The organism is Stutzerimonas degradans (assembly GCF_024448505.1).
GTDB lineage: Bacteria > Pseudomonadota > Gammaproteobacteria > Pseudomonadales > Pseudomonadaceae > Stutzerimonas > Stutzerimonas degradans.
Genome location: NZ_JAMOHV010000003.1, coordinates 203019 through 218158, shown reverse-complemented (window position 1 = coordinate 218158; position 15140 = coordinate 203019). Strand labels below are relative to the sequence as shown.

Sequence of the window (15140 nt, the reverse complement as noted above, 5' to 3'; positions counted from 1 at the left end):
GCTCATGTTGAGAATCAGCCATTACCTGCGCGCCCTGGCCCGGCCGACCACTCCCGTACTCGGCGCCCGCAGCACTGCTGGCGCGCGCCCGCCGGTGGTGATCTGGAACCTGCTGCGCCGCTGCAACCTGACCTGCAAGCACTGCTACGCCACCTCCGCCGACAGCGAGTTCCGTGACGAGCTGGAAACCGCCGAAGCGTTCAAGGTGATCGACGATCTGCATGCCGCCGGCGTGCGCGTGCTGATCCTCTCCGGCGGCGAGCCGCTGCTGCGCAAGGACATCTTCGAGCTGTCCGACTACGCACGCGACAAAGGCTTCTTCGTTGCGCTGTCGACCAACGGCACGCTGATTGACGAGCGCAACATCGAGCAGATCGTCGCCGCCCGCTATGACTACGTCGGTATCAGCATCGACGGTCTGGAAGCCGTGCACGACGACTGGCGCCAGCTCAAGGGCAGCTTCGCCGCCTCCATGCATGCCATCGACCTGTGCCGGCAGCACGACATCCGCGTCGGCCTGCGCACTACCCTGACGCAGAACAACTACCCGCAACTGCCGGCCATCCTCGAGCTGATGCGCGAGCATGACGTGCAGAAGTTCTACCTCTCGCACCTCAACTACAGCGGCCGCGGCAAGCGCAGCCGCAAGGCCGACGCCCATCATCAGATGACCCGCGGCGCCATGCGCCAGCTGTTCGAGCAGGCCTGGGACGATGTGCAGAACGGCCGCGAGACCGACTTCGTCAGCGGCAACAACGACGCCGACGCCATCCTGCTGCTGCAGTGGGTCGAAGCCAACCTGCCGCAGCACGCCGCGCGTCTCGAAGGCATGCTGCGCGCCTGGGGCGGCAACGCTTCCGGCAGCGGCATCGCCAACATCGACAACATCGGCGACGTGCACCCGGACACTTACTGGTGGCAGCACACCGTCGGCAACGTACGCAAGCAGAGCTTCCGCGAGATCTGGCTGGACAACCCGCAACCGCTGCTGCAGCAGCTGCGCCAGCATCCGCGCGCCGTCGAAGGTCGCTGCGCCGATTGCCGCTGGCTGTCGATCTGCAACGGCAACACCCGCACCCGCGCCTGGGCCGAGGGCAACCTGTGGGCCGAAGACCCCGGCTGCTACCTGACCGATGAAGAGATCGGCCTACCGACGCCGCAGCGCATTCCCAGCATCGCCATTTGATCGACTACAGCGGCCGGCAAGTGCCGCGTAGCGCCACACCGCAGCCCGATGAGAATTTTTCAGGAGAGCCCATGGACCAGCCAATCACGCTACCCGCCTCGCTGAGCGCCGCGTTCGCCCCCGGCGAAGTCGCCCTGGTCGGTGCCGGCCCGGGCGATCCCGGCCTGCTCACCCTGCGCGCCTGGAGTCTGCTGCAACAGGCCGACGCCGTGGTCTATGACCGTCTGGTCAGCGACGGCCTGCTGGCCCTGCTGCCCGCCGCCTGCAGCCGTCACTACGTCGGCAAGACCAGCGGCTACCACAGCCTGCCGCAGCCGGAAATCAACGCACTGCTGGCCGAGCTGGCGCTGCAGAACAAGCGCGTGGTGCGCCTGAAGGGTGGCGATCCGTTCATCTTCGGCCGTGGCGCCGAGGAGCTGGAATACCTGCTCGAGCGCGGCATCGACTGCCAGGTGGTGCCCGGCATCACCGCCGCCGCCGGCTGCAGCGCCTATGCCGGCATCCCACTGACTCACCGCGATGTCGCCCATTCGTGTCAGTTCATCACCGGTCACCTGCAGGAAAACGGCGAACTGCGCCTGCCCTGGAGCGCCCTGGCCGAAGGCAAGCAGACCCTGGTGTTCTACATGGGCCTGGCCAGCCTTGGCGAAATCTCGCGCAACCTGATTGCCGCCGGCCTGCCGCTGGACACCCCCGCCGCGCTGATCGGCAACGGCACCCGCCAGGATCAGCAGGTGGTGCGCTGCACGCTCAAGCAGCTGCCGAGCATGGCCGATGAAAAACACCTGACGCCGCCGACCCTGACGGTCATCGGTCAGGTGGTCGGGCTGTTCGACGGCCAGCAGGTCGAATACCCGGCGCGCCTGCGCAGTCAAACTTCTCGCGAATCGGAGGCCGTATGCGGCTGATTCCTGCCCTGCTGCTGGCAGCCGCGCTGCCGGCTGCCACCTTCGTCGCACTCGATCTGGCCGTGCCGCGAGCGGCCGCCGCCGAAGCCGCGGATACGGCCCAGGCGCTGTACGAACAACATTGCCAGAGCTGCCACGGCGTCAACCGCCTGGGCGGCGCCGGCCCGGCCCTGCTGCCCGAAAGCCTCGGACGGATCAAGCCGACCGAAGCGCACAAGGTGATCCGCGACGGGCGCCCGGCCAGCCAGATGGCGGCGTTTTCCAGCGTGCTGGACGAAACGCAGATCGCCAGTCTGGTGACCTATCTGTACCAGCCGCCGGCCACCCCGCCGAGCTGGAGCGACGCCGACATCCGCGCCAGCCATCGCATGCTTGCCGACCTGGCCAAGCTGCCCACCACCCCGCAGCACGGCGCCGATCCGCTGAACCTGTTCGTCGTGGTGGAAGCCGGCGACCACCACGTGACCATCCTCGACGGCGACCGCTTCGAGCCGCTGACACGCTTCCAGTCGCATTTCGCCCTGCATGGCGGGCCGAAGTTCTCGCCGGACGGCCGCTTCGTCTACTTCGCCTCGCGTGATGGCTGGATCAGCAAGTACGACCTGCACAACCTGACCAAGATCGCCGAGGTGCGCGCCGGACTGAACACCCGCAACCTGGCAGTCAGCAACGACGGCCGCTGGGTACTGGTGGGCAACTACCTGCCGGGCAATCTGGTGCTGCTCGACGCCCGCGACCTGTCGCTGGTCAAGCACATCCCGGCAGTCGCCGAGGACGGCACCCCGTCGCGGGTCAGCGCCGTCTACACCGCGCCGCCGCGCAACAGCTTCGTGGTCGCCCTGAAGGACGTGAAGGAAGCCTGGGAGCTGTCCTATGCCGGCGAGCCGACCTTCGAGCCGCGGCGGATCAAGGCGAAAGACTTCCTCGACGACTTCTCCTTCACCCCTGACTACAGCCATCTGCTGGCCACCTCGCGTCAGGCCCACGGCGGTCAGGTGATCGAACTGGACAGCGGCCGGGTGGTCACCGACATCCCGCTGCCGGGCATGCCGCACCTGGGCTCGGGCATTTACTGGAAGCGCGACGGCAAGTGGGTATTCGCCACGCCGAACATCAGCAAGGGGCTGATCTCGGTGCTCGATCTGGAAACCTGGAAGCTGATCAAGGAAATCCCCACCCAGGGTCCGGGCTTCTTCATGCGCAGCCAGCAGAACTCGCCCTATGCCTGGACCGACGTGTTCTTCGGTCCGAACAACGATGTCGTGCACCTGATCGACAAGCAGCGCCTGGAAGTCGCCCACACGCTGCGGCCGATGCCCGGCAAGATCGCCGCCCACGTGGAATTCACCAACGACGGTCGCTACGCCCTGCTCAGTGTCTGGGACAAGGACGGCGCCCTGATCGTCTACGACGCCAACACGCTGGAAGAGATCAAGCGCCTGCCGATGAACAAGCCCTCCGGCAAGTACAACGTCGGCAACAAGATCGAATTCGCCGAAGGCACCTCGCACTAACCCCGCTCTGCCGCTCCCCACGCGGAGCGGCACTTTGGGCTGATAGCCTAACGTAGCAACCACAATTCACCACGACCGCTATACAATCTTCAGTCGAATCATTTTTCTTGCACTGAAGGCGCGTTAGTGGATATCGATCTTGCCCGTACCTTTCTTGAGATCATCCGCAGCGGCAGCTTCATCGGTGCCGCCGAACGCATGCATATCACCCAGACGGCGGTGACCGCGCGGGTGCACAACCTCGAAAGCCAGCTGGGCTGCCGCCTGTTCGTGCGCAACCGTGCCGGCGCGCGGCTGACCGACGACGGCGAGCGCTTCGTCGCCTACGCCAACCAACTGGTGCAGACCTGGGAAGCCGCACGGCGCGATCTGCCGCTGTCGCAGGGCGGCGGCAAGCTGCTGACCCTCGGTTCCGAAGTGAGCCTGTGCAATCCGCTGATGCTGGCGTGGGTCCAGCGCCTGCGTCAGAGCCTGCCGAGCCATGCGGTACGGCTGGAGGTCGGTAGCGGCGAGGAGCTGCAGAAGAAGCTCGACCTCGGCGTGCTCGATGCCGCACTGGTGCACCAGCCGGAATACTGGCCGGGCCTGCAGATCGAACAACTGCTGGAGGAAAAGCTGATCCAGGTGGTGCAGGCAGAAAACCCCACACCCTACCTGTATGTCGACTGGGGCCCGGCGTTCCGCAAGCAGCACAACCAGGCGTTGCCCGAGTACACCCGCGCCGCGCTGTCGTTCGGCCTCGGCCCGCTGGCGCTGCAGTATCTGGTGCAGTGCGGCGGGCGCGGCTACTTCCGCACCCGCGTGGTCCAGCGCTATCTGGAGAGCGGCGTTCTCAAGCGGGTGGAGCAGGCGCCGGAGTTTTCCTACCCGATCTACCTGGTCCACGCCCGCGCCAGCGAGTCGCCGGCGCTGGCCAAGGCCATCGAGCTGCTGCGCGAAGTGGCCCGCGACGACTTCGACTGGTCGCGCTGGTACTACGAGATCTGATTGGCGCGCCGGCTCAGTCCGGCAGATGCTTGAGCCAGTTACGGTACAGCGCGGCGATCAGGTCAGTCTGGGTGATCATGCCGATCAGCCGCTGCTGCGCATCGATCACCGGCAGGCAGTGCAAGCCGCGGTCGGAGAGCAGATAGACCAGCTCGACCATGTGCGTATCGGCCGTCACCGACACCACGGGCGACGTCATGATGGCACGCAGCTTGGTGCCGCGCAGGAAGTTCAACTGGCCGAAGCTGAGCCGCCCCGGCTGCGGGTGGAAGTGCTTGAGCAGATCCACCTGCGTCACGATGCCGACCAGTCGATGATCGTCGCCCTCCACCACCGGCAGCGAGCGCAGCCGATGTGCCTGCAGCGTCTGCCAGGCCTGCTCGATGAAGGTATCCGGGGTGTGCCAGCGCAGATCGCGCGACATCACGTGCGCCGCGGTGATCTCCCCCATGCTGCGGCGCAGCGCGTGCTTCTCGGTCTGCTTGATCAAGCGCTCGAGGTCGTCGCGGGTGACGTCGACGTATTCGCCGAACTCCCGCAACGCCTGGTCGACGTCATCATGGGTGAAGCTCATGCGCTCACCGGGCGACAGGTCATGGGTGTGATGGACGTTCTCGCGACTCAGCCGCGGCTTCGGATAGGGATGCCCGGTGAGGTTGTTGTAGACCAGCGCAACCGCCACCAGCAGCAATGAATAGAACAGCACGGGGCCGATCAGCGCGAACCCCAGCTGATGCACCTCCGCGCCGCCGACCGCCGCCACCAGCGACAGCGCGATGCTCGGCGGATGCAGACAGCGCAGGGAAAACAGGCAGATCAGCGACAGACAGGCCGCCAGCGCCAGCGAAAGCACACTCGGCAGGCCGCTCATGCCCAGCCCGATACCGATCAGCGCGGCGACCACATTGCCAGCCATCAGTGCCCACGGCTGGGCGAACGGGCTGGACGAGGCGACGAACACCAGCACCGCCGACGCCCCGGCCGGCCCCATGATCTGCAGGGTCAGCGGCGTGCCGACGGTCCAGTAGCCGGCGCAGAACACCAGCGGCATGACCAGGGCGATGCCGAAGGCGGCGCGCAGCCATTCCTTCGGTGAAGCATTCAGGGGAGCGGGGATGAACGAGCGGAACCACAGGCTGAGGGAGTCGTGCATGTTTACTGCTTGGCGGATCGATCGGGGGGGCGCCGCGAGGGCGCGCGAATAAAAAAGTCCGTCCTTGGACAGGTGAGGAAAACGGTGAGACGGTCAGCCGGCCACGGTCAGCGGCGGCACGCCGGTCAGTGGCTCTTCGCGCGCAGTGCGCACGGTCAGCCAGGTATTGAACGCCATCAGCAACATGCCAGTGGCGAAGATCGCGCCGCCGGTCATGCGTACCAGGTAGCCGGGATGACTGGCTTCCAGCGCCTCGACGAAGGAGTAGGTCAGCGTGCCGTCCTCGTTGACCGCGCGCCACATCAGGCCCTGGGTGATGCCGTTGACCCACATCGAGGCGATGTAGAGCACAGTGCCGATGGTCGCCAACCAGAAGTGCGCGTTGATCAGGCCGACGCTGTACATCTGCTCACGACCCCAGAGCCGCGGAATCAGGTGATACAGCGAACCGATGGAGATCATCGCCACCCAGCCGAGAGCACCCGCGTGTACGTGGCCGATGGTCCAGTCGGTGTAGTGCGACAGGGCGTTGACGGTCTTGATCGCCATCATCGGGCCCTCGAAGGTGGACATGCCGTAGAAGGCCAGCGACACCACCAGAAAGCGCAGGATCGGATCGGTGCGCAACTTATGCCAGGCGCCCGACAGGGTCATCATGCCGTTGATCATGCCGCCCCAGCTCGGTGCGAGCAGGATGATGGACATCGCCATGCCCAGGCTCTGCGCCCAGTCCGGCAGAGCGGTGTAGTGCAGATGGTGCGGGCCGGCCCAGATGTAGATGGAGATGATCGCCCAGAAGTGCACGATCGACAGCCGGTAGGAATAGATCGGGCGCCCCGCCTGCTTCGGCACGAAGTAATACATCATGCCGAGAAAGCCCACCGAGAGGATGAAGCCCACCACGCTGTGGCCGTACCACCACTGCACCATCGCGTCGGTCGCGCCGGAGTACAGCGAATAGGACTTGAGCAGGCTCACTGGGATCAGCGCGTGATTCACGATGTGCACCATGCCGGTGACGATGATGAACGCGCCGAAGAACCAGTTGCCGACATAGATGTGGCCGATCCGGCGGCGTGCGATGGTGCCGAAGAACAGGTAGGCGTAGAGCACCCAGATCAGCGTGACCCACAGCGCGATCGGCCACTCCATCTCGGCGTATTCCTTGGATGTCGTGTAGCCCAGCGCATAGGTGACCGGCATCGCCACGCAGGCGGCCTGCCAGCCCCAGAACACCACGCTGGCCAGGCGATCGGAAATCAGCCGGGCGTGACTGGTGCGCTGCACGACGTAGAACGACGCAGCGAACAGCGCGCCGCCGCCGAAGGCGAAGATCACCAGATTGGTATGGATGGGCCGCAGCCGCCCGAAACTGGTCCACGGCAAATCGAAGTTCAGCTGGGGCCACACCAATTGCGCCGCGATGAACACCCCGAGCCCCATGCCGATTACGCCCCAGACCAGGGTCATCAGGGTGAACTGCCGCACCACGTGGTAGTTGTAGGCGATCGCTTCAGGGTTGTGCTGTTCGCTCATGCTCGCTGGGCGGGCCAGCACGGGCACCGGGTGAACGAGCATAGAAATCTGCAGGCGCAACACTTCCAATGGTCGACGGACCGGCACACCGCACTCACTCGCCGCTCCTCCAGGGACCGGTTCATGTTCGGACGCGACGGTGAGTCGCGCAGACGGAATGCCTGCGCATTGTCAGCGGACGGTTGAATAATCTCTAACGAATAGTATTGCAGGTAGAGTGCAATAAAATTGCACAAACATGCGTTTGGTCATTTTTACGACCGACCAATCGTGCTTCGCAACGCCTCGCTGGCTCAGGCAGCCCGCGTTACGCTTCGCTCGTATTGCTCGATCACGGCGTTGACGATGCGCATCACCTCCAGGTTGGCCTCCTCCATCCGCTCCAGATGGCGCAGCGCGTTCTCCAGCGAGTCCTGTCCGAATGCGTCGATCGCCGCCTGTCCCTGCGCGTGCACCGCGGTATGGGGCCGCTCGATCTGGGCGAAACAATCCAGCGCCTGGATGTCCCGATTGCCCTCGCCGTAGTACCAGCGCCCGAAGCGGCAATCGCGCTCGCCGGGTAGTTGTGGCGCCTGCTGCGAGCGCTCGCCGAGCAGGTGGTTGTAGACGACGAACTTCAGCGACAACTCGTCGAGGTTGGCCAGCTCGACCCCGGCGCGCAGCGAAGCCGCCGAACTGCTCTCGCGCATCGCGCCGGCCAGCTGGTGCAGGGTGCGCATCGCGCCGACCGCCTCCTCGGTGGTACGGCTGAAGCCCTGCGCGTGGGCGCCCTGCAGCTGAATGTAGTCGTGCACGTTGCGAATCTCGGCCTGCACCTCGCCGATCTTGCGCACGATGTCGTCGGTCGCCAGCGCGGTCTTTTCCGCCAGACTGCGGATTTCCCCGGCGACCACCGCAAAGCCACGGCCTGCCTCGCCGGCACGCGCCGCCTCGATGGCCGCGTTGAGCGCCAGCAGGTTGGTCTGACTGGCGATGCCGCTGATCAGGTCAACGATGCCGTTGATCTCCTGCGAGCGCTCGGCCAGGGTATCGACCTTGCGCGACGCCAGGTCCAGACCGCTTTCCATCTCCGCGGCACGGCTCTGCAGCTCACCGAAGTGCTTCTGGTTGCTCAGCGCGGCCGCCGCAACTTCACCGGCGCGCCCTTTGTTCTCGCCCAACTGACCGGTGAGGAACTCGAAGGATTCGCTCAGGTTCGCAACCGACACACTGAAGCGTGTCAGGCTGGCGGACACGCCGCGGTAATAATCGAGCTGGCGCTGGCGGCCCCGGCTGGCGGTTTCGGCCTGCTGCAGCTGCTGCTCCAGCCCGGCAATGCGCGTGGCCTGCTCGGCATGGCTGGCGCGCAGTGCGTCCAGCTCCTGCTGCAGCCGCAGCGCCGCCTTGTTCTTGAACCACATGGGATCACCCCTTCAGCTGACGGTGTAGCCGTTGTCGACCACCCAATCCTGACCATAAACGCCCCGCGCGCCCTGCGAGAGCTGGAACAGGATCACGTTGGCAACCGCCGAGGACTCAAGGAAATGCCCCGGCAGCAGGCGCTTGGTGACGCTTTCGGCGACCTCGTCGAGCTGCTCGTCGGTCAGCCCGAGGCTACCCCAGATTGCGGTCGCGGTCGGCCCGGGCGAGACCATGTTGATGCGCACATCCAGCGGCGCGAATTCCACCGCCAGGGTCCGTGCCTGCGCGCCCAGCGCCGCCTTGCTGGCGATGTAGGCCGCCAGCCCCGGGAAGGCCGAACGGGTGAGGAAGGTACCGATGAAGACCACCGAGGCCGGCTTGGCCAGCTCGCCGCGCAGAGCATTCAGGGTATTCAGCGCACCGGCACCGTTGACCGCCCACTGGCGGTCGAACGCTGGCATGTCCAGTCCGCAGGCCAGCTCGGCAATGCCGGCGTTGGGCACCAGATAGCTGACCGGCCCCATTTCCGCGGCCCGCCGGCACAATGCCTGCAGGTCGTCGGCACGGGTCACGTCACCCTGCAGCCAGACCAGCTGATCGGGGTAGGACTGCAGCAGCGGCTCGAGCCCACCCAGCGTGCGCGACATCGCCAGTACCCGCGCACCGCGCTGCAGCAACGCGGCGCACAGCGCCAGACCGATACCGGAACTGGCACCGGTGATCACCGCCAGACGATCGAGGAATTCGCTTTTCATCGTTTACTCCATTGCCCGGCGCGGCCGAGCCCACGGCTGCCGGCACGGCGGCCGACAGCGGATTGGTGCCTCAGAAGGAAAGACGGCCATCGCTCGCTCAGCCCGTCCTCCGTGGCGCCGGCGAATTCGCCGACGTCGGTGAAAATCAGCCCGGATGGCCATCGACCCGCGCCCTCACCAGCATCGGTGCGTAGCGCCAAGCGTAGATGAGGAAGGCCAGCGTCCAGCACAGCGCCGCGAGCCAGAGTCCGGCGACCGGCCAGACCGCCGCGAGAAACACCCGCGCCAGCGTGCCCAGATTGAACAGTACGAAGGCGGCGACGACTCCCGCCGGCGGCTGCAGCGGCCGGCCGGTATGCCCCAGGGTGACCCGCGCGATCATCGCCAGGATCAGGCCGCTCATGGAGCCGACGCTCAGCGCGTGCAGCGCCGGGCTGGCATTGACCAGCAGGCCGAAATGCCAGAGCGCCAGACCGAACGCCGCCACCACCAGCCAGAGCATCGCCAGATGCAACGACCACAGCAGCGCGACGCCCCAGATCCCTTTGTCGTACCAGCGCGCCAGACGCAGCAGGTGCCCGGCACCGACCAGGGCGAACAGCAGCCCCAGCAGCGGATGCGCCTGCAGCCCCAGTCCCATCGCGTAGAGAATCGCGATCAGCGCTGTGCCGACCAGCAAGGCGATATCCAGCCAGACCCACGGCTTGATCGCCTCGACCCAGCCCAGACCACGCTGGGTGAAGAACGGGATCACCCGTCCGCCGATCAGCGCCATCAGCGCGGCCACCAGCCACAGCCCGGCCCACACGCCCTGGCGTTGCAGACCATCATCGCCCTGCAGCAGCCCCACCAGCACCAGCACGTCGGCTGCGATCATCAGCGACAGCACCGCCACGATCGGGTAATTGCGCTTCTGCCGCACCGCCCAAAGCATCTGCGCCATCAGCAGCGCGACGGCGAGCGGAAACAGCAGTTCCAGCGGCACCAGCAACGCCAGCGGCAAACCGAACAGCCAGCCCAGACGCGCCGCCAGCCAGACCAGCGCCAACGCCATCAACCGGTTGCCGGAAGGCGCGACCTGGCCGGTCCATGTCTGTACCGCGGTGAGCAGAAAACCGGCCACGATGGCCATCGCAAAGCCGAACAGCATTTCGTGGCGATGCCAGGCGAGCCAGCCGCCGGTGGGTTGCAGGCCCGGCCATAAGCCGGTCCAGGCGGCGACCCAGAGCGGAACTGCCAGCAGCGCGTAGACGCTGCCGGCGAGAAAGAACGGGCGAAACGCGAGCCTCCAGATGGGCGGGATACTCAGGGCTTTTCGCCGATCGATAACTTGCACGGAAGGCCTCCAGATCGTTCTCATGCCCGGCAGATGCGCCTGGATGGTGCAAGCTGACCGGAACCATGTGCGCTCCCACGACATCGGGAGCCAGGGTTACTTTCTACAGGTTAGAAGCCCTCGACAGACTTGATTGCAATCAGCTTTTTTCCGGACGGTCGGAAATCCCCCACCGCGCCGGTGACTGAGACGGCGACGCTGTAGGCGGAACGGGAGCAGATCGAAGAGGAATCGTGTCGCGGCGGCTAATCCCGCACGCGGATCACCGCGAGGCGTTGCGCGGCGCAGCGAAGATGCCCGCAGGTGCTGCGGGGGAACGGGAGGAATCGCCTGGCCCGAAACAGGCCAGGCGATGACGGGTCCAGACGCGCTGGTCTCAGACCCGATTGGCGTCCTGCTTAATCGCCTCGGTCGACGAGGCGCTATCGGTGTCGTTGATCGACTTGCGGAACCCGCTGATCGCACTGCCCAGATCGGCGCCCAGGCCGCGCAGGCGCTTGGTGCCAAACAGCATGACGACGATCAGGAGGATGATCAGGAGTTGCCAGATGCTGATACCCATAATTAGCTCACCTCGTTGGATTGTCGCGGTCAGTGACCGGCGTGTGCGTTGTCGTGTTGCGCTGGCGCGTGCTCATCGTGCATCGCCCCGTGCTGCATGCTCGCGGCCTCCTGCAGCAGGGCCTGGTCGATCTGCTCGAAGCGCAGCACGCGACCGCCATGCTCGGCCGCAAGTTTCTGCGCAGCCGCCTCGTCGGAGAAGGTCGCCAGCGACGCGCCCATCGCGCCCTTGAGCGAAGTACCGATCACGTAATAGGCGCTGGTCGCGTCGATCAGGTAGGCGTCGTCCGGGTGCTCCCACTGGCTCTTGCCCATGTCGTGCACGTACAGCTTGGCATCGAGCAGCTTGTTCTCGGGCTGCAGCCACCAGCCGAGCATCTCGGCGGTGGAACAGAATTTCTTCACGCCGCCCTTCTCCACCGCCTGGCCTTTCGGCCCGGGGAAATCGCTGATGACCATGCCGCATACGTGGCATTCGTCATTCTCGTGGAAGGCCACCGGATCGAGCGTCTGCTTGACCTCTTCCTTTTCACCGCAGGCGGCCAGCCCCAGGCCTAGGGCCAGCAGCAACAGCGCGCGAATACCGTGATGATAAAGCCGATTCATAGAGACTCCTTGTAAGTTGGGATCAGGTCAGACGCCGACGGAACATGCCATAGGCCAGCAGCAGCGAGGCGCCGACCCATGCCAGCAGGCACAGCCAGAGCACCGCGCCGGGAACCGGCAGATCGCTGCCCAGCGACAGCACGCCCATCGCGCTGCCGGCACCCTCGAAGCCCGACAGGTTGATCAGGCGATAGATGTCCGTGGGGTTGAGCAGCAGCAGCCAGGGCAGCAGTTCAGGGCTGAACTTGCCCTCGCTGAGCACCAGCAGCGCCAGCAGCACGAGGTCGAAGACCAGCACGAAGAGGAACCAGACGCCCAGCGCCAGCCCGGCCGCGCTGGACTTCTCGCTGACCTTGCTGCTGAGCACGTAGGCCAGGGCGAGGAACACCCAGCCGAGCAGCGTCGAGGAGATCATGAAGCGGCCGAACGCCCAGAGCAGCAGGCCCAGTTCGATGTCCTCGACCAGCAGGGCAATCGCCAGTGCCGCGCAGCCGAAGCCGATCAGCACCGCCAGGGCGAGGATCAGCCCGTGGCCGACGAACTTGCCGAGCAGGATCTGCCCACGGCCGAGCGGATAGGTCAGCAGCAGCATCAGCGTGCCGCCTTCGTCCTCACCGACGATCGCGTCATAGGCCAGCAGCAGCGCGATCAGTGGCATCAGGAAGGTGGCCAGACTGGCCAGGCTGGCAATGGTTGCCGGGATCGAGGTGAACCCCAGCTGCCCGGACGCCGCGGCACCGAGCCAGGCGATGCCCACCGCGAGTACAGCGAACAGCAGGCTGATGGCGAGCAACCAGCGGTTGCGCAGGCCGTCGCTGAGTTCCTTGCGGGCGATATTCCAGATCTGGTTCATGCTCGGCCCTCCTGGGTGCGTACATCGCCGGCGCGTTCCATGTAGTAGCGGTACAGGTCTTCCAGCGAGGGCTGGTGGATCTCGATGTCCTCCGGCTCGCCTTCGCCGAGCAGTTCGCGCAGCAGCACCAACTTGTGGCCGTTGACCGCGACTACTTCGATGCTGGTCTCGCTCAGCGCGCGGGCGCTGTGGCCCGCATCGCTCCAGCGCTGCCGCCAGTGCTCGCTGCTGCCGATGCCGCTGGCACGGATACGCACCGGCAGGCCGGCTTCGGCGCGCAGCTGGCCCAGGCTGCCGACCGCCTGCAAGCGGCCCTTGGCGAGGATCGCCGCACGGTTGATGTGCGATTCCACACCCGGCAGTACGTGGGAGCAGAGGATGACGCTGGTGCCGCCCTGACGCAGGCGGTCGATCAGCAGATACAGCTCCTGCGTGGCGATCGGGTCGAGGCCGACCGTCGGCTCGTCGAGCAGCAGCAGGCGCGGCTGGCCGAGCACTGCCTGGGCCAGGCCGAGACGCTGGCGCATGCCTTTGGAATAGGTTTTCACCCGCCGATCTGCAGCATGGGCGAGGCCGACCTGCTCGAGCAGATCGTCGACCTGACCCAGCGGCGTGCTCTTCAGCCGGGCGAAATGGCGCAGCGTTTCGCGGCCGGTCAACTGCGGGTAGAAGGTCACGTTCTCCGGCAGATAACCCATCTGGCGACGCACGTCGGTGGTGCGCGGATCGCGGCCGAGCACCCGCACCTGCCCTTCGCTGGCCTGCAGCAGGCCGAGGATCAGCTTCATGCTGGTGGTCTTGCCGGCGCCGTTGTGGCCGAACAGGCCCAGCACCTCGCCTTCACCGAGGGTCAGGTTCAAATCGTGCAACACCGTCATGCTGCCGTAACGCTGGCTGACGCCCTGGATCTCTACCGCATTCATGAGGACGGCTCCTGCGTGGTGTTCATCAGTTTCTTGGTCGGCAGATGCATCAACGGATGGCTGTCCTGCACCCCCGGCGACTTGACCACCGGGAAGGCGCGCTGCACCCAGCGCAGCACCTCGATGCTGGGGCTGTTCATCAGCAGCCGCACCTGCGGATACATCCACAGCAGGCGGTCGACGTTGTCGTTGGGCTCGTAGGGCACGTCGCCCAGGCCATCCTCGTTGCGATCCCAGCCCAGGTAGTCGCTCCAGTAGTTGCCACGCCCGTCCACCGACCATTCCTGGGTACGGGTGGCGACGTACTTGACCTGTTGCTCGTTGCCGACGAAGGCATTGGTGCTGATCTTGTTGTCCTCCGAGCCCGCGGTCAGGTGAATCCCCAGATTGCTGTGCTCGAAGTGGTTGTTCTCGATGGTGTTGAACAGCGAGTTGTAGATGAACAGCGCCTTGCCTTCGCCGCCGCTGATCATGCTGTCGCCACCGGTATCGCCACGCTGCACGTCGCTGACGAAGTTGTCCTTCAGCGTCGAGTAGGTGATGTAGTTCATCAGGATGCCGTAGTTCTGATCCTGTTCGGAGCGGTTGCCAGTCACTACCAGCTTGCGGCTCTGCATCAGCGCATAGCCGGTACGGGTGCGCCGCGTTATGTTGCCGATCACGCTGTTGTCGTTGGCGAACATGTAGTGCACGCCGTAACGCAGGTCCTCGAGAACATTGCCCTCCAGATGGTTGCCATTGGACGTATCGATATAGATACCGTCGCGTGTGTCGCGGACGTGATTGCCGACAACCTCTGCGCCATGCACCGCATACAGATGGATACCGTTGCCGCGATCCTGGGAACGCACGCTGGGGTCACCGACGATGCGGTTACCGACGATTCTCACATCCTGCGTCCCGTCGGCCCAGATGCCGAAACCGGCGCCTTCGAGACGGTTGTCCTTGATCTGCGCGCCACGCGCGTTGCGCTCGATGAACACGGCCGAGTTCATCGCGGTGAGGTCGCGCCCCCAATCGAGAAGCGTGCAGCCTTCGACCGTGACGTCGGACGCCCTGATGTTCAGCGCATTGCCTTCGCCCTGCGCCCGAATCACCGCTCCAGGTTCGCAGCGCAGGTGCATCGGCTGGTCTATGCGGAACTGCCCGGCGTATTCGCCGGCCGGCAGCCGCCAGAGGTTTTCACCCTCCGCCTGCAACGGCAGAGCGGTGATGGGTTGCGGCGCCGCCTGAGCCACGCCACCGAATAGGAGAAAAATGCAGAGTGCCCACGGAGAGAGCACATCGACAGCCTGAGATCTGAGCACGACAGTTACCTTATTCAGCGTCCAGGCAGATTGCGGGTGTTTCTCAGTGCCGGCAAGGGTGCCGGAACAAATCTAAGGAAAGGTTATTGCAGGAATTCCTGCCCGACCGAAGGG

General features: G+C 65.4%; 14 protein-coding genes. 4 read left to right on the top strand and 10 right to left on the bottom strand.

Features of this window, described 5'->3' with window-relative positions; all coding sequences use genetic code 11:
• The first annotated feature begins 4 nt into the window (after window positions 1-4).
• From nirJ to NAV27_RS06150, 4 genes are all read left to right on the top strand, one after another.
• Window positions 5-1186, top strand: a complete 1182-nt coding sequence (gene nirJ, locus NAV27_RS06165) for a heme d1 biosynthesis radical SAM protein NirJ (protein WP_102827610.1) — start codon at window positions 5-7, stop codon at window positions 1184-1186.
• A gap of 71 nt (window positions 1187-1257) precedes the next feature.
• Entirely contained in the window at window positions 1258-2094 is an 837-nt protein-coding gene (cobA, locus tag NAV27_RS06160) for a uroporphyrinogen-III C-methyltransferase (RefSeq protein ID WP_008566999.1), read from the top strand.
• Complete coding sequence (locus NAV27_RS06155) at window positions 2085-3608, top strand: nitrite reductase (RefSeq protein WP_008567000.1); 1524 nt, start codon at window positions 2085-2087, stop codon at window positions 3606-3608. The genes cobA and NAV27_RS06155 overlap by 10 nt, the downstream gene beginning before the upstream one ends.
• Before the next feature lie 126 nt (window positions 3609-3734).
• Complete coding sequence (locus NAV27_RS06150; protein ID WP_102827611.1) at window positions 3735-4595, top strand: LysR family transcriptional regulator; 861 nt, start codon at window positions 3735-3737, stop codon at window positions 4593-4595.
• Between the two features lie 13 nt (window positions 4596-4608).
• Here NAV27_RS06150 and NAV27_RS06145 read toward each other — a convergent pair whose 3' ends face one another.
• The 10 genes from NAV27_RS06145 to NAV27_RS06100 form a co-directional block, all read right to left on the bottom strand.
• Entirely contained in the window at window positions 4609-5748 is a 1140-nt protein-coding gene (locus NAV27_RS06145; RefSeq protein ID WP_102827612.1) for an HPP family protein, read from the bottom strand.
• A 93-nt stretch (window positions 5749-5841) separates the two neighbouring features.
• Complete coding sequence (gene ccoN / locus NAV27_RS06140) at window positions 5842-7284, bottom strand: cytochrome-c oxidase, cbb3-type subunit I (protein ID WP_102827745.1); 1443 nt, start codon at window positions 7282-7284, stop codon at window positions 5842-5844.
• A gap of 293 nt (window positions 7285-7577) precedes the next feature.
• On the bottom strand, window positions 7578-8684 hold the full coding sequence (locus NAV27_RS06135; protein ID WP_077683705.1) for a methyl-accepting chemotaxis protein: 1107 nt from the start codon (window positions 8682-8684) through the stop codon (window positions 7578-7580).
• Window positions 8685-8696: 12 nt separating this feature from the next.
• On the bottom strand, window positions 8697-9440 hold the full coding sequence (locus NAV27_RS06130) for an SDR family NAD(P)-dependent oxidoreductase (protein ID WP_008567005.1): 744 nt from the start codon (window positions 9438-9440) through the stop codon (window positions 8697-8699).
• Window positions 9441-9585: 145 nt separating this feature from the next.
• On the bottom strand, window positions 9586-10776 hold the full coding sequence (locus NAV27_RS06125) for an NnrS family protein (protein ID WP_102827613.1): 1191 nt from the start codon (window positions 10774-10776) through the stop codon (window positions 9586-9588).
• Between the two features lie 376 nt (window positions 10777-11152).
• Entirely contained in the window at window positions 11153-11341 is a 189-nt protein-coding gene (tatA, locus tag NAV27_RS06120; protein WP_177313783.1) for a twin-arginine translocase TatA/TatE family subunit, read from the bottom strand.
• Between the two features lie 26 nt (window positions 11342-11367).
• On the bottom strand, window positions 11368-11943 hold the full coding sequence (locus NAV27_RS06115) for a nitrous oxide reductase accessory protein NosL (RefSeq protein WP_008567007.1): 576 nt from the start codon (window positions 11941-11943) through the stop codon (window positions 11368-11370).
• 22 nt (window positions 11944-11965) lie between these two features.
• A complete protein-coding gene (locus NAV27_RS06110; RefSeq protein WP_008567009.1) occupies window positions 11966-12796 on the bottom strand; it encodes an ABC transporter permease in 831 nt (276 codons plus the stop codon).
• Window positions 12793-13719, bottom strand: a complete 927-nt coding sequence (locus NAV27_RS06105) for an ABC transporter ATP-binding protein (protein WP_043299534.1) — start codon at window positions 13717-13719, stop codon at window positions 12793-12795. The genes NAV27_RS06110 and NAV27_RS06105 overlap by 4 nt, the downstream gene beginning before the upstream one ends.
• Window positions 13716-15026: a nitrous oxide reductase family maturation protein NosD gene (locus NAV27_RS06100; RefSeq protein WP_037019317.1), complete on the bottom strand. Its 1311-nt coding sequence runs from the start codon at window positions 15024-15026 to the stop codon at window positions 13716-13718. Before NAV27_RS06100 ends, NAV27_RS06105 begins: the two co-directional genes overlap by 4 nt.
• Between the last annotated feature and the right edge of the window lie 114 nt (window positions 15027-15140).

Coding starts and splice junctions, on each gene's coding strand:
- nirJ (WP_102827610.1), top strand. CDS start 5: ATGTTGAGAATCAGCCATTACCTGCGCGCCCTGGCCCGGCCGACCACT.
- cobA (WP_008566999.1), top strand. CDS start 1,258: ATGGACCAGCCAATCACGCTACCCGCCTCGCTGAGCGCCGCGTTCGCC.
- NAV27_RS06155 (WP_008567000.1), top strand. CDS start 2,085: ATGCGGCTGATTCCTGCCCTGCTGCTGGCAGCCGCGCTGCCGGCTGCC.
- NAV27_RS06145 (WP_102827612.1), bottom strand. CDS start 5,748: ATGCACGACTCCCTCAGCCTGTGGTTCCGCTCGTTCATCCCCGCTCCC.
- ccoN (WP_102827745.1), bottom strand. CDS start 7,284: ATGAGCGAACAGCACAACCCTGAAGCGATCGCCTACAACTACCACGTG.
- NAV27_RS06135 (WP_077683705.1), bottom strand. CDS start 8,684: ATGTGGTTCAAGAACAAGGCGGCGCTGCGGCTGCAGCAGGAGCTGGAC.
- NAV27_RS06130 (WP_008567005.1), bottom strand. CDS start 9,440: ATGAAAAGCGAATTCCTCGATCGTCTGGCGGTGATCACCGGTGCCAGT.
- NAV27_RS06115 (WP_008567007.1), bottom strand. CDS start 11,943: ATGAATCGGCTTTATCATCACGGTATTCGCGCGCTGTTGCTGCTGGCC.
- NAV27_RS06110 (WP_008567009.1), bottom strand. CDS start 12,796: ATGAACCAGATCTGGAATATCGCCCGCAAGGAACTCAGCGACGGCCTG.
- NAV27_RS06105 (WP_043299534.1), bottom strand. CDS start 13,719: ATGAATGCGGTAGAGATCCAGGGCGTCAGCCAGCGTTACGGCAGCATG.